We start from the raw sequence: 21,529 nt of genomic DNA, 5'->3' as shown, positions 1-21,529 counted from the left end.
GGCCCCGGTTCGATGGACTGCGGTGGACGCCCGCGCCCTCTCGGGGGCCGAGGGGACAGCGGGGCGTCTCGGACGAGCGACCACACTATCGGCTGGCCATGACGACGGCCCGCCGCCTGTGGATAACCCACGGGCGACGGGCCGTTCGTGACGTTTTGGGTTGGTTGTCCGGTCAGACGGCGGCCTTCTTCAACCGGCGGCGCTCCCGCTCGGACAGGCCGCCCCAGATGCCGAATCGCTCGTCGTTGGCGAGGGCGTACTCGAGGCATTCGGAGCGGACCTCGCAGGCGAGGCAGACCTTCTTCGCCTCTCTGGTGGAGCCGCCCTTCTCGGGGAAGAAGGACTCGGGGTCGGTCTGGGCGCACAGCGCGCGCTCCTGCCAGCCGAGTTCCTCGTCCGCGTCGTCGACCAGCAGTTGCTGCACCAGCTCGGTCATGTGCGCCCCTCGTCTGTCTTTCGCGTCCCCGTGTTGCCGTTACCGGTTTCGGCTGAACGACACGAGTGAAATTACAAGTGTGCTGCTCCGGGCGAGTCAAGCCGAGATCTGCTATTGAGCCCGTTATTCACTCTGCGGAACCAAGGCCATGCGGAAAGTGTTCAAATCGGCATAAACCTTGCCACGCAGGCGAGGGACCGAGGAGGCGGTCGAACTCCGTACAGCCCTCTGTACGGAGAAGGACGTCCCCGTGTTCGATCGCGTTGCACGAGGCTTGAGCGCACGGATGTGCCCCATGTGTCCCGGGATCCAGGTGAACAAACCTTTCACCTGACAGATGAACCGGATGAGGTGAAACGTGTCCCACATACCGGGCGTCGAGTTGACAGCCCAGGTGTGAGCCGCTGTCCTAGTGGGCATGCTCGCGAACTTGGCACTCACCTCGACCCGCACCGCCGGGTCCCACGGTGCTGCCCGGGGTCGCTGTAGCTGTTGTTGCTGTTCCAGCTGTTGAGCCACGCCCTGCTCCAGCTGTGGTCCGAGTCACCCGCGACTCGGTGTTCATCCCCCTCTGCCCTTCCTTCACCGAGGAACCACCGCACCCATGAACAGCGACAACGACCTCCAGATCGCCGGCGACATCCTCGAAGTCCCGCACCTGCTCCAGCCACCGCGCGAGCACCCGGCCACCGTCGCCGAGTTCGTGGGCCTGGCCCGCTCGATCGCCGCCGACCGCTCCCAGTGGGCCCACCTCGTCCGCTACGACGCGACCACCCGCTGGTACCACCGGCTGCGCACCGGCCCCGGCTACGAGGTGTGGCTGCTGTCCTGGGTGCCCGGGCAGGGCAGCGGACTGCACGACCACGGCCGCTCCTCCGGCGTCCTGACCGTCCTGGAGGGAACGCTGACCGAGCGCACCGAGCGGGGCACGCGCGCGTTGGCGGCGGGGGCGCAGCGGGTGTTCGCTCCGGGCTACGTCCACGAGGTCGTCAACGACGCGCTGGAGCCGGCGGTCAGCCTGCACGTCTACTACCCGGGCCTGACGGAGATGCCGATGCACACGGCCCCGCACTGCGAGGCTCGTCCGGTGACTGCCTGACGCGTTGTCGTACCCGCCTGCAAGACTTGGCGCATGCGCATTGTGGTTCTGGCAGGCGGCATCGGTGGTGCCCGTTTCCTTCGCGGTCTGAAGCGGGCCGTGCCGGACGCGGACGTCACGGTGATCGGCAACACCGGCGACGACATCCACCTCTTCGGGCTGAAGGTCTGCCCCGACCTGGACACGGTGATGTACACGCTGGGCGGCGGCATCAACGAGGAACAGGGCTGGGGGCGGGCCGACGAGACCTTCCACCTCAAGGAGGAACTGGCGGCCTACGGGGTCGGACCCGAGTGGTTCGGCCTCGGCGACCGGGACTTCGCGACGCACATCGTGCGCACGCAGATGCTCGGCGCGGGCTATCCGCTCAGCGCCGTCACCGAGGCGCTGTGCGACCGCTGGAAGCCGGGTGTGAAGCTGATCCCGATGACCGACGACCGCGTCGAGACACACGTGGCCGTGCGGGTCGACGGTGAGCACAAGGCCGTCCACTTCCAGGAGTACTGGGTGCGGCTGCGCGCGTCGGTCCCCGCGGAGGCCGTCGTGCCCGTGGGCGCGGAGCGGGCCAAGCCGGCACCCGGTGTGCTGGAGGCGATCGCCGAGGCGGACGTGATCCTGTTCCCACCGTCCAACCCGATCGTGTCCATCGGCACGATCCTCGCCGTGCCCGGCGTCCGGGAGGCGATCGCGGACGCGGGGGTGCCCGTGATCGGCCTGTCCCCCATCGTCGGGGACGCGCCGGTGCGCGGCATGGCCGACAAGGTGCTCGCCGCGGTCGGCGTCCAGTCCACGGCCGCCGCCGTCGCCGAGCACTACGGCTCCGGCCTGCTGGACGGCTGGCTGGTCGACACCGTGGACGCGGCCACGGTCGAGCGGGTCGAGGCGGACGGCATCCGCTGCCGCGCCGTACCGCTGATGATGACCGACGTCGACGCCGCCGCCCAGATGGCGCGCGAGGCGCTGGCGCTGGCCGAGGAGGTGCGGGGAGCGTGAGCGAGGAGCACCCGCAGTACACGGTCCGGGCCCTGTCGGGCATCCCCGAGGTGCAGCCGGGCGACGACCTCGCCAAGCTGATCGCCGCCGCCGAGCCGGGCCTGGCCGACGGGGACGTGCTGCTCGTCACCTCCAAGATCGTCTCCAAGGCGGAGGGCCGGGTCGTACAGGCCACCGACCGGGAGGCGGCGATCGACGCCGAGACCGTCCGGGTCGTGGCCCGGCGCGGCGCGCTGCGCATCGTGGAGAACCGGCAGGGCCTGGTCATGGCCGCCGCCGGGGTCGACGCCTCCAACACCCCCGCCGGTACGGTGCTGTTGCTGCCCGAGGACCCGGACGCGTCCGCGCGGGCGATCCGCACGGGCCTGCGCGAGGCCCTAGGCGTCGACGTGGGTGTCGTCGTCACCGACACCTTCGGGCGCCCCTGGCGCGCGGGGCTCACGGACGTGGCGATCGGCGCCGCCGGGGTGCGCGTACTGGACGATCTGCGCGGGGGCACGGACGGGCACGGCAATCCGCTCAGCGCGACCGTCGTCGCCACCGCGGACGAGCTGGCCGCCGCGGGCGACCTGGTCAAGGGCAAGGCGACGGGCCGGCCGGTGGCCGTGGTGCGCGGGCTGCCGCATGTCGTGGGCGGCGGGGACGACGAGGGCGCGCGGGCGCTGGTGCGGACCGCGCGGGACGACATGTTCCGGCTCGGCACGTCCGAGGCGGTCCGGGAGGCGGTGACCCAGCGGCGTACGGTCCGGGCCTTCACGGACGAGCCGGTGGACCCCGGCGCGGTACGGCGCGCGGTGGCGGCGGCGGTCACGGCACCGGCCCCGCACCACACCACACCGTGGCGGTTCGTGCTGCTGGAGTCGGCGGAGTCCCGGACCCGGCTGCTGGACGCGATGCGAAACGCGTGGATCGCCGACCTGCGCCGGGACGGCAGGAGCGAGGAGTCCATCGCGAAACGGGTGCGCCGCGGGGACCTGCTCCGCAACGCGCCGTATCTGGTCGTGCCGTGCCTCGTCATGGACGGCTCGCACCACTACGGGGACGCGCGGCGGGACGGCGCCGAGCGGGAGATGTTCGTCGTCGCGATGGGCGCGGGCGTGCAGAACCTGCTGGTCGCGCTGGCCGGGGAGCGGCTGGGCTCGGCGTGGGTGTCCTCCACGATGTTCTGCCGGGACGTGGTGCGCGAGGTGCTCGCACTGCCCGCGGACTGGGAACCGATGGGCGCGGTGGCGGTCGGGCATCCGGCCGAGGAGCCGAGACCACGGCCCGAGCGGGACGCGAGCGGGTTCCTCGAAGTGCGGTGAAGTGCGGTGGCACGGCCTGGGCAGCGCCTAGGCTCATAGGACGGCACCGGCTCCTCCAGGACCTCTTCGTCTAGGACCCCCTTCGTGGCAGGACGTTTCCCCCAGCGACCCACGCGTACGACCGTGCGCGGCGGCCATGTCGGCGTGCCCGCGGGTGCCGGTGCCGGGATACCGCGGCAGGTGACGGGGCCGGCGCGGGTACGGCGGTGGGTGCCGGAGGGGCCGCTCGATCTCGGGCTGGTGCTCGGACCGCTGCGGCGCGGACCCGCCGACCCCACGTTCCGGGCCACCGCGGACGGATCCGTGTGGCGGGCCTGCCGTACACCCGCCGGGCCGGGCACGCTGCGGGTGCGCGCGTACGGCGGTGAGGTGCTCGGCGAGGCGTGGGGGCCGGGGTCGGAGTGGCTGCTGGACCGGTTGCCCGAGTGGCTCGGCGCGGCCGATGAGCCGGAGGCGTTCGTGCCCCGGCACCGGGTGGTGGCGCTGGCGCGGCATCGGCGGCCGGGGCTGCGGCTGACGCGGACGGGGCTGGTACTGGAGTCCCTCATCCCGTCGGTGCTGGAGCAGAAGGTCACGACGGATGAGGCGTACCGGGCGTGGCGGCTGCTCGTGCGGCGGTTCGGGGAGCGGGCGCCGGGGCCGGCGGGTGCCGGGGAGCGGCCGATGTCCGTGATGCCGGAGCCGCGGACCTGGGCACTGATTCCCTCCTGGGAGTGGCACCGGGCCGGGGTCGACGACAAGCGGGCGTCCACGATCCTGCGGGCCGTACGGGTCGCCGCGCGGCTGGAGCAGGCGGTGGGGATGCCGGCGGCTGAGGCGCAGGCGCGGCTGGAGGTCGTGCCGGGGGTGGGACCGTGGACGTCGGCGGAGGTGGTGCAGCGCAGTCATGGGGCCGCGGACGCGGTGACGGTGGGGGACCTGCATCTGCCGGGGATCGTGGGGTGGGCGTTGGCGGGGGACCGGGATGCCGACGATGCGGAGATGCTGCGCTTGCTGGAGCCGTATGCCGGGCAGCGGCACCGGGCGGTTCGGTTGATCTTGTTGAGCGGGCGGGTGCCCGGGCGCAGGGCGCCGAAGATGCCCCGGGTGGACATCGGGCTGCTTTGAGGTGAGCGGTGCCGTCCGGTCCGGCAGGTTTGCGGGCTGCGGCGCGTCGGCGCATCCGGCGAGCGGGAAGGTGCCGGCGGTCACCTCTGCCTCCGGGGTGCCGGCCGTCGATCCCGCCACGGTGATCGAGGACGCGGAGGCGTTCAGCGCGGGGTCACCCAGTCCGGCACCCAGGTCCCGGTGGTGTCGTGGCCGTCGGAGGTGGCGGCGAGGTGGGCGCGGAGGGTGGTCAGCGCCGGGTGGGGGTTGTCGCGGTGCCACAGGAGTGAGTGCGGGTAGACGGGTGTCGGGTCGGTCACCGGGATGCGGCGCAGGCCGTGGCCGGCGGGCCAGACGATGGGGGCACCTCCCAGCGGTAGCTGGGGGAGGGTGTGCTCGCCCATGAAGGTGGCCAGGGCCGGGGTGTCGGCGACGGTGTCCAGGAGCGCGTCGGAGCCGAAGTTGGGGCCGGTCGCCTCGATGGTGAGGCCGAACTCGGCGACGAGGTCGTCGTAGTAGGCGGCCCACTCGGTGCCGGGGACGATGCCGGGCATCCAGATCCGGTGCCCGGCGAGCTGGGCGACGGTCACCGACCGGGCGCCCGCCAGCGCGTGGGCGGGACCGGTGAGGAGCTGGAGCGGCTCGTCGAGCACCCGGACGGACTCGATGTCCTCGGGCAGGGACCGGCCGGGCGCGGCGACGGCGCGGAAGGACGCGTCGATCGCACCGGAGCGGATGGCGGCGACGGCCGTCTCGACGTCGAACAGCATCACCACGTCGAGGTCGATCTCGGGGTGCGCGCGGTGGAAGCCGCGCATCAGGCCCGACGGTGCGACGCGCGAGGCGATCACGTCGACGCGCAGCGGACGGCGGCCGGTGCGCACGGACGCGACCGCGCGCTCGGCGACGCGCAGCACCTCCCGTGCGTGGGGCAGGAACGCCTGCCCGTCGATGGTGAGCTCGGCGCCGCGCGGAGTGCGGGTGAACAGCCGCACCCCGAGGTCGCGCTCCAGCGCGGCGATGCGCTTGGAGACCGCCTGCTGGGTGATCGACAGGTCGGCGGCGGCCTTCTGGAACTGGCCCGCCTCCGCGACGGTGACGAAGGTGCGCACTGCTTCGAACTCCACGCCGCGTCACCCTAGTGAACAACGGATGGTTGTGGACAGTCGGCAAGGAAGTTGTTTGACCCGTTGCTGTGCCGCTCGCTTAGCTCTCACCGGTCAACGTCGGTTTGTTCGGGTGGGACATCAAGGGGCGTGCTGAGCGTGGTGGGCAGGAGCCGGTTGGGCCGGCAGTTCGGCTGGCTGTGGGCGGCATACGCCGTGAGCGCCTACGGGTCCGGGCTCGGGTTCGGGGCGTTCCCGCTGATCGCCGTGCTGGCGTTGCACGCCGGCCCCGCAGAGGTGTCCGCGCTGTCCGCGGTGGGGCCCGCGGTGGGCGCGCTGATCGCGGTGCCGCTCGCGCCGTGGGTGGAGTTCCGGCGCAAGCGCCCGGTGATGATCGCGATGGACCTGACCCGGTGTGCGGCCATGGCGACGATCCCGGTCGCCTACGCCTTCGGGTGGCTCGGTTTCGTCCAGCTGCTCGGGGTCTCGGCCGTGGTCGCTGCGGCCAAGATCGCCTTCAACGCGGCCGGCGGCGCCTACCTCAAGGCCCTCGTCCGGCCGGACGACCTACTCGTGGCCAACGCCCGGTTCGAGTCCACGAACTGGAGCTCCATCGCGGTCGGCCCGCCGCTGGGCGGGGCGGCGATCGGTCTGTGCGGGCCGGTCACCACCGTGGTGGCCGACGCGCTCAGCTACCTGTTCTCCGCGCTGGGCATCACCGCGATCCGCGGCCGAGAGGAAGCACCCCGAAGAACCGGCGAAAGCCCGGTCCGGATGGGCGCACTGCTCGACGGCTGGCGACACATCATGGGCCATCCCGGCTTGCGGGCGCTCTACCTGAACAACATGCTCGTCGCCGGTCTGATCATGGCCACCGAGCCGCTGCTGGCCGTGCTCCTGCTCCGCCGGCTCGGGTTCCCGCCCTGGCAGTACGGCCTCGCCTTCGCCGCCCCCTGTGTCGGCGGACTCATCGGCTCCCGGCTGGCCCGCCGTGTCGTGGCCCGCTACGGCCGGCACAGGGTCTTCCGGACCGTCGGCACCCTGCGCGCCGTCTGGCTGATCGGCCTGGCCTTCGTCCGTCCCGGTGTCGTCGGCCTCGTGACCGTGATGGCCGTCGAGCTGGCGATCATCATCAACATGAGCCTGTACACCCCGGTGCTCGCCACCTACCGGCTCGAACACACCCCCAGGCATCTCGTGGCCCGCACCCTGTCGGCCTGGTCGATCGGCCAGCAGGCGTCCATCGCCCTCCTCACCGCGCTCGGCGGGCTGCTCGCCGACGTCACCGGCCCACGCACCGCTCTCACGGTGACGGGACTGCTCATCCTGGCCACCCCGCTCCTGCTTCCCCGAGACGACCACGCGCCGCAGCGCGAGCCGGAGCCGGCCCGTAGCGACTCATGACGCACAGCCGGTGGCCGTCGGCCGGCCCGGTTCGCGGCCCGGGAACGCGGTTGCCGACCGGTTCACTCCGTTACAGGCAGGCACTCGGCGAGCAGGTCGACGATGTCGCGCCAGGCTCGCCGCGCGTGCCGTGGGTGGTAGCCGACGCCGGGGACTGTGGGATGGTCGACCGGCGGGTGGTGGAAGGCGTGCAGGGCGCCGCCGTAGACCGCGAGGCGCCAGTCGACGCCCGCGGCCTGCATCTCGGCCGTGAACGCTTCCCGTTGCGCGGGCGGCATGATCGGGTCCTCCGAACCGACCCCGGCCCACACCGGGCACCGGATGCGCGCCGCCTCGCCCGGCCGGCCCGTGGTCAGTGCGTTGACCGTCCCGATCGCGCGCAGATCGACGCCGTCGCGACCGAGTTCCAGCGCGATGGCGCCGCCGGTGCCGTAGCCGACGGCGGCGATCCGGTCGGGGTCGGTCCGCGGTTCGGCGCGCAGCACGTCGAGCGCCGCGTGTCCGATGCCCCGCATCCGGTCGGGGTCGGCGAGCAGCGGCATGCAACGGGCCAGCATCTCCTCGGGGTCGCCCACATAGCGCCCGCCGTGGAGGTCGAAGGCCAACGCCACGTAGCCCAACTCGGCGAGCGCATCCGACCGTCGGCGCTCGACGTCGCTGAGCCCCATCCCCTCGGGCCCGACCAGGACCGCGGGCCGGCGGTCGACACCGGCCGGGAGAGCGAGGTGCCCGATCATCGTCAAGCCGTCGGCCGCGTATGCGACCGTGCGCGTGGTAACCGTCGTCATGAGACCGGAAGGTAGTGATCACCGAGCCCGGCCGGGCCGGTTTTCACCGCGGGCAGAACAACTCCCGCGCTCCGGCCCGGGCATCGGCTTCGCGGCGGTGCGGGCCTACGGCCGGGGCTCAGCCGTTGCGCGTCACCGCGTCGGCTATGCGCAGCGTCATCCGCGTCTGGGTCTGGTCGCGGTGCGTGGGGTTGAAGGAGTACACCACCCGGCGCCGCTGGTCGCGGGTGGAGAACATGCCGGAGTTGTAGCCGTAGCGCTCACCGGTCTTGCCCCACAGGGTCATGCCGTTCACCGTGGCCGTCTGCAGGCCCATGCTGTAGCGGGCCGGGCTGCCGTCCACCATGCGGACGTCGCCGGAGGGCAGCGTGAACATCTTGTCCAGGGTGGCTCGCGGCAGCAGGTCCCCTGAGAAGAGCGCGGTCATGAACCGCTCCAGATCCCGGCTGTTGGAGATCATCTCGCCCTCGCCCCACGCTTCCGACTGGTTGTAGACGGTGGCGTCGCTCAGCGTGCCGTCGGCCAGCGCCAGATAGCCGTGGACGTGCGGGCCGTGTATGCGGGGGTCGTTGCCCGGGAGCGACGTGGCGTGGAGGCCCAGGGGGCGCAGGATGCGCTTGCTGATCTCCGTGCCGTAGGAGTGGCCCGTCACCTTCTCGACGAGCAGGGCGGCCAGCACGTAGTTGATGCCGCGGTACTCCTGCCGGGTGCCCGGTGCGAACTTCATGGGGCCGTGGCTGACCGCGGCCACCAACCGCTGCGGGGTCCACTGGTCGTAGCGGTGCTGGAGCACCTTCTCGGGCGTGCTCATGTCCGGCAGGTCCGGGCCGCTCTCGTCGGGCAGTCCGCTGGTGTGGTCGAGGAGCTGTCCCACGGTGATCGGCGGGTACTCGGCGGGCAGGACACCGGGCAGGTAGCGCTGCACCGGCGCGTTCAGGTCCACTCTGCCCTGGGCCGACAGCTGCAGCACGACCGTGGCGACGAAGACCTTGGTGATGCTGCCGATGCGGAAGGTGTCGTCGGCGCTCACCTTGCGGCCCGTGCGCAGGTCGGCCACGCCGGAGGTGCCGTACCAGCGGCCCGCGGCACCGCTGACGCGGATCTGCGCCGCGGTGGCCTGCGGGTCGTCGAGGTCGGCGACGGCGGCCCGCAGGGCCTGGATGTCCAGCTTGGGGGCCGTCTCCCGGCCGGCGTGGGCAGGCGCGGGTGCCGCCACGGCGGCACCGGTCGGCAGGGCACCCGTCACGAGGAGTGCCCCGGCCAGGGCTCCGCCGAGCAGGGCCCGGCGGGACGGGGCGAGCACACGGCGCGGCGCGGCGGGGGCCGAGGACGCGAAGGAATCCGGCGCGCAGGAGGCTGAGTTGGCTGACTTGGCGGAGAGGAACGTCATGCGGACCATGCTTCCGGCCCGGCCGCCCCCGGCCATCAGGGAGGAGCCCCACCCAGCCCTGACCCGACCCTGATTCCCTGTCAGGGGCGGCCGAGGGCCGTCGTCGGCTCCGCCCCTCGGCCTTGAAGGTGCCCCCGGGTGACCCGCGTTGCGGCCACTGGCCGGGCCCCGGGCGACCCACACCGCGACCACTGCCGGCCCCCTCGGCGACCACGCCGCAGCCACTGTCGGCCCCCGGCGACCCACGCCGCAGCCACTGGTCGGGCCCCGGGCAACCCGCGCCACGGCCACTGGTCGGGCCCGGGCGATCCACGCCGCGACCACTGCCGGCCCCCTCGGCGACCACGCCGCAGCCACTGTCGGCCCCCGGCGACCGGCGCCACGGCCATTGTTCGGGCCCCCGGCGACCCACGCCGAGACCACTGCCGGCCCCCGGCCACCCACGCCACGGCCACTGCCGGCCCCCGGGTGATCCGCCCCGCCGCTACTGGTCCGAAGAGAAGCGGACCGCTCCCGCTGGGATGCGGGCGTCGCACCACACGCGTACGCCCTCGCGGAGCTCGTTGTCGGGGCCGACGATCGCGCCATCGCCGACGACCGTGCCGGTCAGGACGGTGCGTTCGCCCACCCGGGCCCGGGTACCGATGAGGGAGTCGGTGATGACCGCGCCGGGTTCGATGACGGCGCCGGGGAGGATGGTGGAGCCGAAGACACGGGCGCCCTCGGCGACGAACGCGCCCTCGCCGACCACCGTGCCGCCGGTCAGCTTCGCGCCCGGCGCCACCGTGGCCGTCGGCAGGACCAGGCGGTCGCCGCAGCGGCCGGGGACCGCCGGGGAGGGTGCGCGGCCCAGGACCAGGTCGGCCGAGCCGCGGACGAAGGCCGCCGGGGTGCCGAGGTCCAGCCAGTACGTGGAGTCGACCATGCCCTGGAGATGGGCGCCCGCCGAGAGGAGACCGGGGAACGTCTCGCGTTCCACCGAGACGGGGCGGCCCAGCGGAATCGTGTCGATGACCGAGCGGCGGAAGACGTACGCCCCCGCGTTGATCTGGTCGGTGACGATCTCCTCCGGCGTCTGCGGCTTCTCCAGGAAGGCCAGCACCCGGCCGGAGGGGTCCGTGGGGACCAGGCCGTAGGCCCTCGGGTCCGTCACCTTCGTCAGGTGCAGGGAGACGTCGGCGGACGTGGACTCGTGCGTGTCCACCAGGGCCTTGATGTCCAGGCCCGTCAGGATGTCGCCGTTGAAGATCAGCACCGGGTCGTCGGGGCCGGAGTGCAGGCGGGAGGCGACGTTGCGGATGGCGCCGCCCGTGCCGAGGGGTTCCTCCTCGGTCACGTACTCGATGTGCAGACCGAGCGCGGAGCCGTCGCCGAAGTACGGCTCGAAGACCTCGGCCAGATAGCTGGTGGCGAGGACGATGTGGTCCACGCCCGCCGCCTTGGCGCGCGCCAGCTGGTGCGTGAGGAACGGCACCCCGGCGGCCGGGACCATGGGCTTGGGCGTGTGCACCGTGAGCGGACGCAGCCGGGTGCCTTTGCCGCCGACCAGGAGGATCGCTTCTGTCACCTGTCGTCTCTGCTTCCTGCCGGGACCGGCCGAACTGCTCGTTCTACTCGTTTCGGCCGGTCAGTGTATGCAGACCGTAGCGGCGGCGCCCTTGACGACCACGCGTTTCCCCCCGAGATCGGTATGAGAACGGTGTGAGACCGGCGGGCCCCCCGAGACGGCACCGAACATGCTCCCCGGCCGCGTCAGCGCCCCTGGTAGTGCGCCGCGCCGGACCGGGCCTTGCCGAGCTTGGCATACAGTCGCTTGCCGGGGCACTCGGTGGCGTATCCGTCCCGATGACCGGAGATCACGTTCAGTCGTACCTTCTTACCTTTGGGGTAGAGGTTGCCACCGGCCGACGTGAGATATGTCGTGCCACGCGGATTGGCCCCGTAGAGCCCGAGTTTCCACGCGGTGAGCCGGGCGACGGCCGTCACCGCGGCCTTCGACGGCTTCGTGGAGCCGTACGTGCCGATCACGCCGATGCCCATGGTGTCGGTGTTGAAGCCGGCGGTGTGCGCGCCGAGGACCGCCTTCGCCGCGCCGCCGGCCCGGCCCTCGTAGAGGGTTCCGCACTTGTCGACGAGGAAGTTGTAGCCCATGTCGCGCCAGCCCATGCTCGTGACGTGGTAGCGGTAGATACTGCGGACGACGGAGGGGGCCTGGGAGCAGGTGTACTTGTTGCCCGAGGCCGTGTGGTGCACGAAGGCCGCCTTGACCTTCTTGGCGTAGACGAACCCGCGTTGGCGCAGTGACTCGTCCGCGCCCCAGCCGCGGCGTGTGACGATCCGCGGGCGTGGCCCGATGTGCGGCTTGCCCCCCACCGGCCCCGTCAGGCGGGTGAGTTCCCGCTCGGTGGCCTGCCTGCTCAGTGCCGGGATCTGCAGGGCGCCGAAGCCGGTGAGGTCGGTGTTGGCGGCCGAGGCCTCCCGCGCCGCGGCCGTGTGCAGGCTGGTGTGCGGCGCGTCGGCCGGCGTCCCGGCGGACGGTGCCTCGTCGCCGGGGTCGACGAGTTCCAGACGCAGCCCCGCCGGCAGCGGCGGCCGCGGCAGACGCGGCTCACCCGTACGGCCGCCCCGCGTGCCCGTGCCGTCGGCGCGGACCCGTACGTCCACGCCGTCCGCTTCCCCGACCCACAGCGGTGCGGTCGCCCCGCGCACCCGCCGGGCGTCCCGTTCCGCTGTGCCCGGGTCGGCGCCGTGCTCGGTGGTGTGCGTCTCGAGGTCCTGCCAGCCGGACCACTCCCCCGCCGCGGCCGACCGGGTCCGCACCTGGACCCGGCCGCGCAGTTCGCTGCCCGGGTCGCGCCAGACGACCCCGACGAGCGAGAAGTGCTCTCCTTCGGGCCGGTACAGCCCCTGCTCCGGGGCGGCGCCGAGGACACGCTCGGCGGAGAGCGGGACGAGCGGCAGTGAGCGGGTGCTTCCGGGGACCGCGGGATCGGCGGCGCTCGGGGGGACGACAGCGGGTGCGGGCGCGGCGGACGCGGGCGGGGGCAGCGCGAGCGCGAGGGCCGCGGCGCAGGGCACACCGATCGAGCAGACGGCGATCGCCGGTGCGCCGGCGGACGGCGCGCCGATGGACGAGGTCAGGAATCCACGCATGTGCATGATCCTGGACATAGTCATACAAATATGTCCAACGGTGAACTGACGGTCCGTCGGCGACCGTTCCGCCGAACCGGTGCCCCACCGCACGCCGCGCGGGTCCGCCCGCGCGTACCCTTTCCCGGGTGAACGCCACCGATCGCACCCCTGCCGACCTGCTGGCTTCCGCGCTCGCCGCGGACCCCGGCCGCCCGCTGGTGACCTTCTACGACGACGCCACGGGCGAACGCGTCGAACTGTCCGTGGCCACCTTCGCCAATTGGGTGGCCAAGACCGCGAATCTCCTGCAGGGCGATCTCTCCGCCGGCCCCGGTGACCGCGTCGCGCTGCTGCTGCCCGCGCACTGGCAGACGGCGGTGTGGCTGCTGGCCTGTTCGTCGGTGGGTGCGGTCGCGGACCTCGGCGGGGATCCGGCCGCCGCGGATGTCGTCGTCAGCGGGCCGGACACGCTGGACGCGGCGCGGGCGTGCCGCGGGGAGCGGGTGGCGCTCGCGCTGCGGCCGCTGGGCGGGCGGTTCCCGCAGCCTCCCGCGGGGTTCGTCGACTACGCCGTGGAAGTGCCGGGGCAGGGCGACCGGTTCGTGCCGTTCGCCCCGGTGGACGCGGAGGAGGCCGCGCTGATCGTCGCCGGGCGGGAGTTCAGCGGGGCGGAGGTCGTCGAGCAGGCCCTGGCCCAGGCGCCCGCGCTGGATCTGACGGGTCCGGGGTCGAGGTTGCTGTCGGGGCTGTCGTACGACACCTGGGAGGGTGTCGGTGCGGGGCTGTACTCACCGCTGGCCGTCGGGGGGTCCGTGGTGTTGTGCCGGCATCTGGAGCGGCTGGACGAGGACGCGCTCGCCCAGCGGATCGAGAGCGAGCGGGTGACCGCGGTACGCCGCTGAGCGGCGGCGCCGCGGCCGTACGGCGGGTGCGGGCGGGGGACTCGCCCACGCGGCGAAGCCGCGCACCGGCACAGCCCCGCGCAGCTCAGCGGTCCCGCCGTCCCCCGACCGGAGTAGCACAGGGCGCTTCCCTCCCCCTTCCCCGCCATCGTCGTAGGAGCAGGACATGACGCTCGTACGCCATGAGGGGGTGCCCCGGCCGTGACCGACTCCGCTCGCAGGGCTCCCGGGCGCGGTCCGGGCGCCCCGGCCGCCGGGGACGGGGTGCGGCGGCGTCGGCGGTGGGCGAAGGGGGCGGCGCTCGGGCTGGGGCTGCTCGTCGTGGCCGCCGCGGGGACCGGCTGGGCCCTCTACGCCAAGCTCAGTGCGAACATCACCCCGGACGAGGCGGCCGCCCGCGAACTGGCCCGCTACGAGCGGGAGCGGCCCACGGAGCTGGTGCGGGGCGCCCAGAACATCCTGCTGATCGGGTCCGACACGCGGGCCGGGGACGGGAACTCCGCGTACGGGCGGGACCTGGGCAGCGAGCGGTCGGACACGACGATCCTGCTGCACCTGGCCGCCGACCGGCGCAGCGCCACCGCCGTGTCGCTGCCGAGGGACCTGATGGTGGACATCCCCGGCTGCCGGCAGGCGGACGGCAGCCGCAGCCTGCCGGTGTTCGCGATGTTCAACCACGCCTTCCAGGTGGGGGGTTCGGCGTGCACGATCCGGACCGTCGAGAAGCTGACGGACATCCGGATCGACCATCACATGGTCGTGGACTTCCGCGGGTTCAAGGAGATGGTGGACGCCGTCGACGGGGTGCAGGTCTGCCTGAGGGAGCCCATCGACGACAAGGCGGCCAAGCTGAGGCTGCCGGCGGGGAAGGTGGTCCTCGACGGGGAGCAGGCGCTCGGGTACGTGCGGGCCCGCAAATCGCTCGGTGACGGCAGCGACACCGAGCGGATGGAACGCCAGCAACGGTTCCTCGGCGCGCTCGTCGACAAGGTGCAGAGCAACGACGTCCTGCTGAACCCGGTGAAGCTGTATCCGGTGCTGGACGCGGCGACCTCCTCGCTGACCACCGACCCTGAACTGGCCAGTCTGCGCGGCTTGTACCAGTTGGTACGCGGACTGCGCGACATCCCCACCGAACGGGTGCAGTTCCTGACCGTACCGAGGGAGTCGTACGTCTACGACGCCAACCGTGACCAACTCGTGGAGCCGGAAGCCGAGAAGCTGTTCGCGCGGCTGCGGTCCGACCAGCCCGTGGCGGTGGCCCGGAACACGCCCCGGGACGCCTCGGGGCCGGACGGCGGAAGCGGCCCCTCGCCCGCGCCCACGTTTCAGGGGAACACCGCCGCCGAACACACCTGCGAGTAATGCGCACATCAAGACACCGAACCTCCATCCAGGAAATGAGCCGGATTGCCCAGTTGTAGGAAGGTGGAATTTGTCACCGGCGTCGCTCCACGCTGAACTGGGCGGATAGGGTGAGCGACCCGGTGCACCCGGCCGCGAGGTCCGTCCTGGGGTCGTGCACTGTTTCACCGAGACCCGAGCGCCTTTGGGGGGAAGGCGCCGCGTGGCCCCGACGGAGGATTCGGACAACCGTGGACGCGCAAGGCCGTGGGCGGGCGGACAACATCGACCCCGCAGACCAGTGGGTGCTCAATCCGAACACCGGCGAATACGAACTGCGACTGAGCCCTTCCGCACCGCAGTCGTCGGTTCCCGGTCCCCGCAGACCCGCTCCCGGTGACAACGCGCGTGCGCCGCGCCGCCGTCATGACGCGGCGCCCGGCGCGCCCCGTGAGACGCGCCAGGCGCGCGGCGGCGACGTACCGCCGCCCCGCTCGGCCCGGCGCCGGGGCGGCGAGCCGGAGACGCCGCAGGGACGGCGGGCGGCCCGGCGGCCGGTGAAGAAGAAGTCCAAGGCGAAGAAGGTGCTGGCGTGGACCGCCGGCAGCACGGCGTTCGTACTGGTCGCCGTCTGCACCGCCGGCTACCTGTATCTCAAGCACCTCGAGGGCAACGTCACCACGACGGACGTCGGCAGCGCGGCCAAGAACGGCTTCAGCAAGGACGACGCCTTCAACATCCTGATCATCGGCACCGACAAACGCACCGGCAAGGGCAACGAGGGCTACGGCGACAAGGGCAGCGTCGGGCACGCCGACACCAACATCCTGCTGCACGTCTCCAAGGACCGGACGAACGCGACCGCGCTCAGCATTCCGCGCGACCTGATCGTGAACGTGCCGGACTGCCCCACCAAGCAGCCCGACGACTCGGTCAAGGTCATCCCCGGCACGGACGGCGCGCGCTTCAACACCAGCCTGGGCCAGGACGGCCGCGACCCCGGCTGCACCATGCGCACCGTGCAGGCGGTCACCGGGATCGTGCCGGACCACTTCATGATGGTGGACTTCAACGCGGTGAAGACGCTGACGACGGCGGTCGGCGGCGTGGACGTGTGCCTCGCCCACGCGGTGAACGACAAGGACTCGCACCTGAACCTGCCCGCCGGCGAGCACAAGATCGAGGGCGAGCAGGCCCTGGCCTTCGTCCGGACCCGGCACAGCTGGGGCAACCAGGGCGACCTGGACCGCATCAAGGTGCAGCAGCAGTTCATGGCCTCGCTGATGCGCAAGATGTCCTCCAGCGACACGCTGACCAACCCGGCCAAGCTCCTCGACCTCGCCGAGGCCGCCACGAAGGCGCTGACCGTCGACAAGGGCATCGGCACCGTGAGCACGCTCAAGGACATCGCGCTGGAGCTGAAGAAGGTGCCGACGAAGAACATCTCGTTCGTGACGGTGCCGGTGGTCGACAACCCGGCCGACGGTGTCGTCCACAAGACCGTCATCGTCAACCAGACCACCGCTCCCCAGGTGTTCGACGCGATCAAGAACGACGTCTCCTTCACCGAGGTGAAGAAGAAGCAGAAGGCGGAGAAGGACGCGGAGGCCGCACGCCTCAAGGGCAGCCGGTCCGCGCCCTCCGACGTCCGGGTGCGGATCCTCAACGGCGGCGCCGTCGGCGGCAGCGCGCAGGAGACCCTGTCCTGGCTGCAGACCACGGAGGGTGTGCTCAAGTCCGAGAACGCGGGCAACGCACCGGCACCGCTGGGCAGGACCACCCTTGAGTACGCGCCCGGCCAGGCCGCACAGGCAAGGGAGTTGGCCCACCTCATGGGCCTGCCCGGTGCCGCGCTCAAGCCCGGCAGGAGCGTGACCAACTCCCAGGGGCTGCCGGCGATGACGCTGACCCTGGGCAAGGACTTCAAGGGTGCGGGGGTCTCCCTCAGCGCTCCGTCGAAGGCGCCGGACGTCGACAAGTCCACGGCAGACAAGGTGAAGTGCGCCTCGTAGGTAACCCAACGGGTCCGTCGTGCGTCTAACTGGACGCGGGACGGACCCGTTGCAGGGCGCAAGGGTGGGGAGGGCAGGAAGTTTGGCGCAGAGCGATGTGCGCGGGCAGGATCCTGCGGTCGACGACACGATGTCGCTCGCACCGCAGACCCGGCAGACAGCCGAGGGATCCGGCCGGCACGGCGGGGGACGGCGCAGAGGCGATTCCAGGCCCGAGCGGCCACGGCGCAGACGGCGCGCCCTGCGCTGGTCGGCGACCGTGCTGGCGGTGGTGATACTCGGGACCGCGGGCGCCGGCTATCTGTACTACCAGCATCTGAACGCCAACATCCGGAAGGGTCAGCGCAGCAGCGGCGACGACTCCAAGGCGCTCAAGACGCCGGCGAACGCGGCGGGGCAGACCCCGGTGAACATCCTGCTGATCGGCTCGGACAGCCGTAACTCCGCGGCGAACGTGAAGCTCGGCGGCAGCAGGGACCAGGCCGGCAGCCCGCCACTGGCCGACGTACAGATGCTCATCCACCTGTCCGCGGACCGCAAGAGCGCCGCCATGGTGAGCATCCCCCGGGACACCCGCGTCGACATCCCGAAGTGCACGGACCCGAAGTCCGGCAAGGTCTTCCCGGCGACCAACGACATCATCAACACCTCCCTCGCCCGGGGCGGAGCCGGCTGCACGCTGGCCACCTGGGAGAACCTCACCGGGGTCTACATCGACCACTGGATGATGATCGACTTCGCGGGCGTGGTGAGCATGGCGGACGCCATCGGCGGCGTCGACGTCTGTGTGAAGCAGAACGTCTGGGACCACTCGACGCCGGCCCAGCGCGGCGGCTCCGGGCTGAAGCTGACGCAGGGGACGCACAAGGTCAAGGGAGTGCAGGCCCTGCAGTGGCTGCGCACCCGGCACGCCTGGGGCAGCGACCTGATGCGGGCCCGCGCCCAGCACATGTACCTGAACTCGATGATCCGCACGCTGAAGGGCCAGAACGTCTTCACCGACAGCGGCCGGCTGATGGACCTGGCCGAGGCGGCCACCAAGTCGCTCCAGGTCTCCGAGGAGATCGGCACGGTCAAGAAGCTGTACGACCTGGCCATGGAGCTGAAGTCGGTGCCGACGAACCGCATCACGTCGATGACGATGCCGCACATCGACGACGCGCAGAACCGCGAACACGTCGTGCCGGACAAGGCCAACGCCGACAAGATGTGGCAGATGCTCCGCGACGACGTGCCCTTCGACAAGAACGGCAAGCCGTCGGGCACGCAGCAGGTCGCGAACAAGACCCCGGCCGCCAAGACGCCCTCCACGGACCCCGGCCGGCTGGGGGTGCTGGTGCGCAACGCCACCCGGACCTCCACACAGGCACCGGTCGGCGGCCGGGCGAACGACATCAGTCAGGTGCTGGCGCAGAAGGGCTACACCCGCGCGACGGCCGACACCTCGGGGACGCTGTCCGAGGAGAGCACGGTCGTGCAGTACCCGAGCGCGGATCTGCAGGGTGACGCGCAGGCGGTGGCGAAGGCCCTCGGCATCCCGATGAGCGCGGTGAAGCAGTCGACCGACGTGTCCGGTGTCACGGTCGTCGTCGGCTCGGACTGGCGCACCGGTACCGGCTATCCCAAGCAGTCCACGCCGAAGGCCGGCGACCTGCCCGACGGCTCCGACGCCATCAACGGCTCGGACTCCACCCCGTGCATGCCCGTGTACAAGCCCTACCAGTGGTGATCGGCCGGCGCGTGACCGGATGGATGTGAGGAGGGGCCCGCTGCCTGAGCAGCGGGCCCTCCTCACACCGTTCCCCGACGGACGGGGCACCGGGTTCAGCGCACGGCGGGAACCGCCGGCCGCCGTGCCGCGATGACCTTCCTGGCCAGCGACTTCGGACTGGTCAGAAAGCCCCAGCCCCACGACATGTGCATGGTGGCCAGGGCCACCGGGATCTGCAGCCGGGCCTTCAGGGGCAGCCCCTTGCCGGCCGGGACCGAGCCCGCGGCGATCGCCGCCAGATAGCCGGCGGGGACGACGAAGCCCCACGGGGTGAGCGCCGCGCCGGCCACAACCCCCGCGGCGATCGCGCACACCGCCGCCGGCGGGGCCAGATAGCGCAGGTTGATCGAGCCCGAGTGGTAGCGGGCGACGACGTGCCGCCAGCGGCCGTAGTCCTTGTACTGCTTGGCGAGAGCACGCACGCTCGGACGGGGCCGGTACGACACCTTCAGCTCGGGCGAGAACCAGATCAGTCCGCCCGCCTCACGGATGCGGAAGTTCAGCTCCCAGTCCTGGGCGCGGATGAACTCCTCGTTGTATCCGCCCTGCTGTTCCAGGGCCTCGCGGCGGAAGACGCCGAGGTAGACGGTCTCGGCGGGGGCCGCCTCACCGCCGGTGTGGAAGGCGGCGTTGCCGACACCGATCCGGGAGGTCATCGCGGCGGCGACCGCGTGCTCCCAGTCGTTCTCGCCCTCGGCGTGCATGATGCCGCCGACGTTCTGCGCGCCGGTCTCCTCCAGGAGCCGCACGGCGGTGGCGATGTAGTCCGGCGAGAGCATGCCGTGGCCGTCGACACGCACCACGATCGGATGCCGGGAGGCCTTGATCGCCGCGTTCAGCGCGGCGGGGGTGCGGCCGGTCGGGTTCGGGACGGTGTGCACGCGCTTGCTGGGGCTGGACGCGGTTTCGGCGACCAGCTCGGCGGCGATCTCGTCCGTGCGGTCCGTGGACGGACCGAGGGCGATGACGACCTCCATCTCGCCGGCGTACTCCTGCGCGAGGATCGCCTGGACGGCCGCGCGCAGATGCCGCTCCTCGTTGAGGACGGGCATGATCACGGAAACAGCGGGGAGCTGCACGTCGGGCTTGTCGTTCATAGGGGCCTCACGTTACCGCGAACGGGGGACACCGGTGCGCGCCGCAGGGGCGTAAGACCGGGCTGGAGATCGTATCGGCCTACGGTGCTCACGGATCCCACGTACGGCCTCGTCCGGAGGTGTCCCCTTTGGCCAGCCCGCCCCGGTCCCCTGCGCGTCCGCAGCGCCGACCGCAGCCGTCCCGCCGTGTGCCGCGTCCGCCCGAGCGGCCCGTGCGGTCCGTCCGGCCGCCCCGGCCCCGGCCCCGCTGGGCCATGCGGGCGGTGACCACGCTGTCGGTCGTGGTGCTCGCCTCCGCCGGGATCGGGCACGCGGTCATGAGCAGCCTGGACGCGGGCATCGCCCGGGTCGACGCCTTCAAGGACATGAAGAACCGGCCGCGCGCGGGCCACGGCACGAACGTGCTGCTGGTCGGCACCGACGGCCGCGACCGGATCACCGAGCGGGACCGGCGGGCGTACCGGCTGGGCGGGGCGCCCTGCCACTGCACCGACACGATGATGATCGTGCACATCTCGGAGAACCGGGACCGGGCCACCGTGGTGAGCCTGCCCCGCGACTCCTACGCCGAGGTGCCCGCGCACACCGACCCGGCCACCGGCCTGCAGCACGGCCCGCACCCGATCAGGCTCAACGCGGCCTACGCCGAGGGCGGCCCCCAGCTGACCGTGCGCACCGTGGAGAACATGACCCATGTGAAGATCGACCACTATCTGGAGGTCGACTTCGCCAGCTTCATGAAGACCGTGGACGTCCTCGGCGGGGTGCCCGTGTGTACCACCACACCGCTGAGGGACTCCTACACCGGCCTCGACCTCGCCCCCGGAACCCACACCCTCATGGGCGGTCAGGCCCTGCAGTACGTGCGGGCCCGGCACATCGACGGGGCGAGCGACCTGGGCCGGATGAAGCGGCAGCAGCAGTTCCTGGCCGAGCTGATCGACCGGGCCACCTCCTCCGGGGTGCTGCTGAACCCGATGCGGTTCAGGGACGTGACCCGGGCGGTGCTCGGCTCGGTCCGCGCCGACGTGGGCTTCGGCACCGACGAACTGCTCGACCTCGGCCGGGCCATGCGGAACTTCTCCCCGTCCTCCTCCGAGTTCACGACCGTGCCCATCGGGCAGCTGAACTACCCGGTCAAGGGCATCGGCTCGACCCTGAAGTGGGACGAGTCCCGGACGGCCCAGCTCTTCGCGGCCCTGCGCGACGACAAGCCGCTCACCGCGGACCGCCCGCGGCACGGCTCGGCACCGGCCACACCGGTGGAGGTGGACCCGCGGCAGATCCGGGTCCTGGTGGCGAACGGCACCGGCACGGCCGGCCTGGCGAAACGGGCCGACGCGGCGCTCGCGGAGACCGGCTTCGCCACGACCCACCAGCCGGTGGACGCCCCCGCCCACGTGCCGCGCACGGTCATCGCCTACGACCCCCGCTGGGACCGCTCCGCCCGCTCCCTGGCCGCCGCCCTGCCCGACGCCGAGCTGCGCTCCGTACCGGGCCAGGGGCCGCTGCTGAAGGTGACCGTCGGGGCCGGCTTCAAGGACGTGCGCAAGGTCCGCTTCGACGACCCGCAGCAGCCGCAGCAGAACGTGGTGCGCGGCAACGAGGTGGTGTGCTCCGGCGGCTAGGCCCTGACCCTGCGACGCCGGGATGTTCCGAACG

The 21,529-nt window shown here is 72.1% G+C and carries 17 protein-coding genes; 10 read left to right on the top strand and 7 right to left on the bottom strand.

Annotated features, from left to right (window positions below):
• Positions 1-172 precede the first annotated feature (172 nt).
• Entirely contained in the window at positions 173-436 is a 264-nt protein-coding gene (locus ACWC94_RS02940; protein WP_003975777.1) for a WhiB family transcriptional regulator, read from the bottom strand.
• A 604-nt stretch (positions 437-1,040) separates the two neighbouring features.
• On the opposite strand from ACWC94_RS02940, the gene ACWC94_RS02935 reads away from it, so the two are divergent.
• The 4 genes from ACWC94_RS02935 to ACWC94_RS02920 all read left to right on the top strand — a co-directional run bounded on the left by ACWC94_RS02935 (position 1,041) and on the right by ACWC94_RS02920 (position 4,939).
• A complete protein-coding gene (locus ACWC94_RS02935; RefSeq protein ID WP_450794573.1) occupies positions 1,041-1,535 on the top strand; it encodes a cysteine dioxygenase in 495 nt (164 codons plus the stop codon).
• Between the two features lie 33 nt (positions 1,536-1,568).
• The gene (gene cofD, locus ACWC94_RS02930; RefSeq protein ID WP_450794572.1) at positions 1,569-2,528 is read left to right on the top strand and encodes a 2-phospho-L-lactate transferase; all 960 of its coding nucleotides are present in this window, start codon (positions 1,569-1,571) and stop codon (positions 2,526-2,528) included.
• Positions 2,525-3,832, top strand: coding sequence for a coenzyme F420-0:L-glutamate ligase (locus tag ACWC94_RS02925; RefSeq protein WP_450794571.1), 1,308 nt, complete (start codon positions 2,525-2,527; stop codon positions 3,830-3,832). Before cofD ends, ACWC94_RS02925 begins: the two co-directional genes overlap by 4 nt.
• Positions 3,833-3,916: 84 nt before the next feature.
• On the top strand, positions 3,917-4,939 hold the full coding sequence (locus ACWC94_RS02920; protein ID WP_450794569.1) for a DNA-3-methyladenine glycosylase family protein: 1,023 nt from the start codon (positions 3,917-3,919) through the stop codon (positions 4,937-4,939).
• 143 nt (positions 4,940-5,082) lie between these two features.
• Here ACWC94_RS02920 and ACWC94_RS02915 read toward each other — a convergent pair whose 3' ends face one another.
• A complete protein-coding gene (locus ACWC94_RS02915) occupies positions 5,083-6,045 on the bottom strand; it encodes a LysR family transcriptional regulator (RefSeq protein ID WP_450794568.1) in 963 nt (320 codons plus the stop codon).
• 138 nt (positions 6,046-6,183) lie between these two features.
• Here ACWC94_RS02915 and ACWC94_RS02910 point away from each other — a divergent pair, with 138 nt between their 5' ends.
• Positions 6,184-7,428: an MFS transporter gene (locus tag ACWC94_RS02910; protein ID WP_450794566.1), complete on the top strand. Its 1,245-nt coding sequence runs from the start codon at positions 6,184-6,186 to the stop codon at positions 7,426-7,428.
• A 62-nt stretch (positions 7,429-7,490) separates the two neighbouring features.
• On the opposite strand, the gene ACWC94_RS02905 is transcribed toward ACWC94_RS02910, so the two are convergent.
• The 4 genes from ACWC94_RS02905 to ACWC94_RS02890 form a co-directional block, all read right to left on the bottom strand.
• The gene (locus tag ACWC94_RS02905) at positions 7,491-8,216 is read right to left on the bottom strand and encodes a dienelactone hydrolase family protein (protein ID WP_450794565.1); all 726 of its coding nucleotides are present in this window, start codon (positions 8,214-8,216) and stop codon (positions 7,491-7,493) included.
• 118 nt (positions 8,217-8,334) lie between these two features.
• Complete coding sequence (locus ACWC94_RS02900; RefSeq protein WP_450794564.1) at positions 8,335-9,606, bottom strand: serine hydrolase domain-containing protein; 1,272 nt, start codon at positions 9,604-9,606, stop codon at positions 8,335-8,337.
• 484 nt (positions 9,607-10,090) lie between these two features.
• Positions 10,091-11,173, bottom strand: coding sequence for a sugar phosphate nucleotidyltransferase (locus ACWC94_RS02895; protein WP_450794563.1), 1,083 nt, complete (start codon positions 11,171-11,173; stop codon positions 10,091-10,093).
• 185 nt (positions 11,174-11,358) lie between these two features.
• Positions 11,359-12,759 carry a peptidoglycan recognition protein family protein gene (locus tag ACWC94_RS02890; RefSeq protein ID WP_450794562.1) on the bottom strand — a complete coding sequence of 467 codons (1,401 nt, stop codon included), beginning with the start codon at positions 12,757-12,759 and terminating at the stop codon, positions 11,359-11,361.
• A gap of 128 nt (positions 12,760-12,887) precedes the next feature.
• Between ACWC94_RS02890 and ACWC94_RS02885 the strand changes: the two genes are divergently transcribed.
• The 4 genes from ACWC94_RS02885 (at position 12,888) to ACWC94_RS02870 (ending at position 18,728) form a co-directional block, all read left to right on the top strand.
• A complete protein-coding gene (locus ACWC94_RS02885; protein ID WP_450794560.1) occupies positions 12,888-13,643 on the top strand; it encodes a TIGR03089 family protein in 756 nt (251 codons plus the stop codon).
• Between the two features lie 201 nt (positions 13,644-13,844).
• Positions 13,845-15,008, top strand: coding sequence for an LCP family protein (locus tag ACWC94_RS02880; RefSeq protein WP_450794559.1), 1,164 nt, complete (start codon positions 13,845-13,847; stop codon positions 15,006-15,008).
• Between the two features lie 230 nt (positions 15,009-15,238).
• Positions 15,239-16,999, top strand: coding sequence for an LCP family glycopolymer transferase (locus ACWC94_RS02875; RefSeq protein WP_450794558.1), 1,761 nt, complete (start codon positions 15,239-15,241; stop codon positions 16,997-16,999).
• A gap of 130 nt (positions 17,000-17,129) precedes the next feature.
• The gene (locus ACWC94_RS02870) at positions 17,130-18,728 is read left to right on the top strand and encodes an LCP family protein (protein ID WP_450794613.1); all 1,599 of its coding nucleotides are present in this window, start codon (positions 17,130-17,132) and stop codon (positions 18,726-18,728) included.
• A 95-nt stretch (positions 18,729-18,823) separates the two neighbouring features.
• On the opposite strand, the gene ACWC94_RS02865 is transcribed toward ACWC94_RS02870, so the two are convergent.
• Positions 18,824-19,867, bottom strand: a complete 1,044-nt coding sequence (locus tag ACWC94_RS02865; RefSeq protein WP_450794557.1) for a glycosyltransferase family 2 protein — start codon at positions 19,865-19,867, stop codon at positions 18,824-18,826.
• 128 nt (positions 19,868-19,995) lie between these two features.
• On the opposite strand from ACWC94_RS02865, the gene ACWC94_RS02860 reads away from it, so the two are divergent.
• Positions 19,996-21,495, top strand: coding sequence for an LCP family protein (locus tag ACWC94_RS02860; RefSeq protein WP_450794556.1), 1,500 nt, complete (start codon positions 19,996-19,998; stop codon positions 21,493-21,495).
• The last annotated feature ends 34 nt before the right edge of the window (positions 21,496-21,529 follow it).

The sequence above is a fragment of the Streptomyces sp. NPDC001135 genome (assembly GCF_053598395.1).
The sequence above is the reverse complement of the archived record's forward strand: the minus strand, read 5'-3'. Positions and strand labels throughout refer to the sequence as shown.

Bases quoted from the DNA above. Each gene is read 5' to 3' on its own strand.
- ACWC94_RS02890 (WP_450794562.1), bottom strand. From the start codon at position 12,759: ATGCGTGGATTCCTGACCTCGTCCATCGGCGCGCCGTCCGCCGGCGCA.
- ACWC94_RS02935 (WP_450794573.1), top strand. From the start codon at position 1,041: ATGAACAGCGACAACGACCTCCAGATCGCCGGCGACATCCTCGAAGTC.
- ACWC94_RS02940 (WP_003975777.1), bottom strand. From the start codon at position 436: ATGACCGAGCTGGTGCAGCAACTGCTGGTCGACGACGCGGACGAGGAA.
- ACWC94_RS02865 (WP_450794557.1), bottom strand. From the start codon at position 19,867: ATGAACGACAAGCCCGACGTGCAGCTCCCCGCTGTTTCCGTGATCATG.
- ACWC94_RS02870 (WP_450794613.1), top strand. From the start codon at position 17,130: ATGTCGCTCGCACCGCAGACCCGGCAGACAGCCGAGGGATCCGGCCGG.
- ACWC94_RS02905 (WP_450794565.1), bottom strand. From the start codon at position 8,216: ATGACGACGGTTACCACGCGCACGGTCGCATACGCGGCCGACGGCTTG.
- ACWC94_RS02900 (WP_450794564.1), bottom strand. From the start codon at position 9,606: ATGACGTTCCTCTCCGCCAAGTCAGCCAACTCAGCCTCCTGCGCGCCG.
- cofD (WP_450794572.1), top strand. From the start codon at position 1,569: ATGCGCATTGTGGTTCTGGCAGGCGGCATCGGTGGTGCCCGTTTCCTT.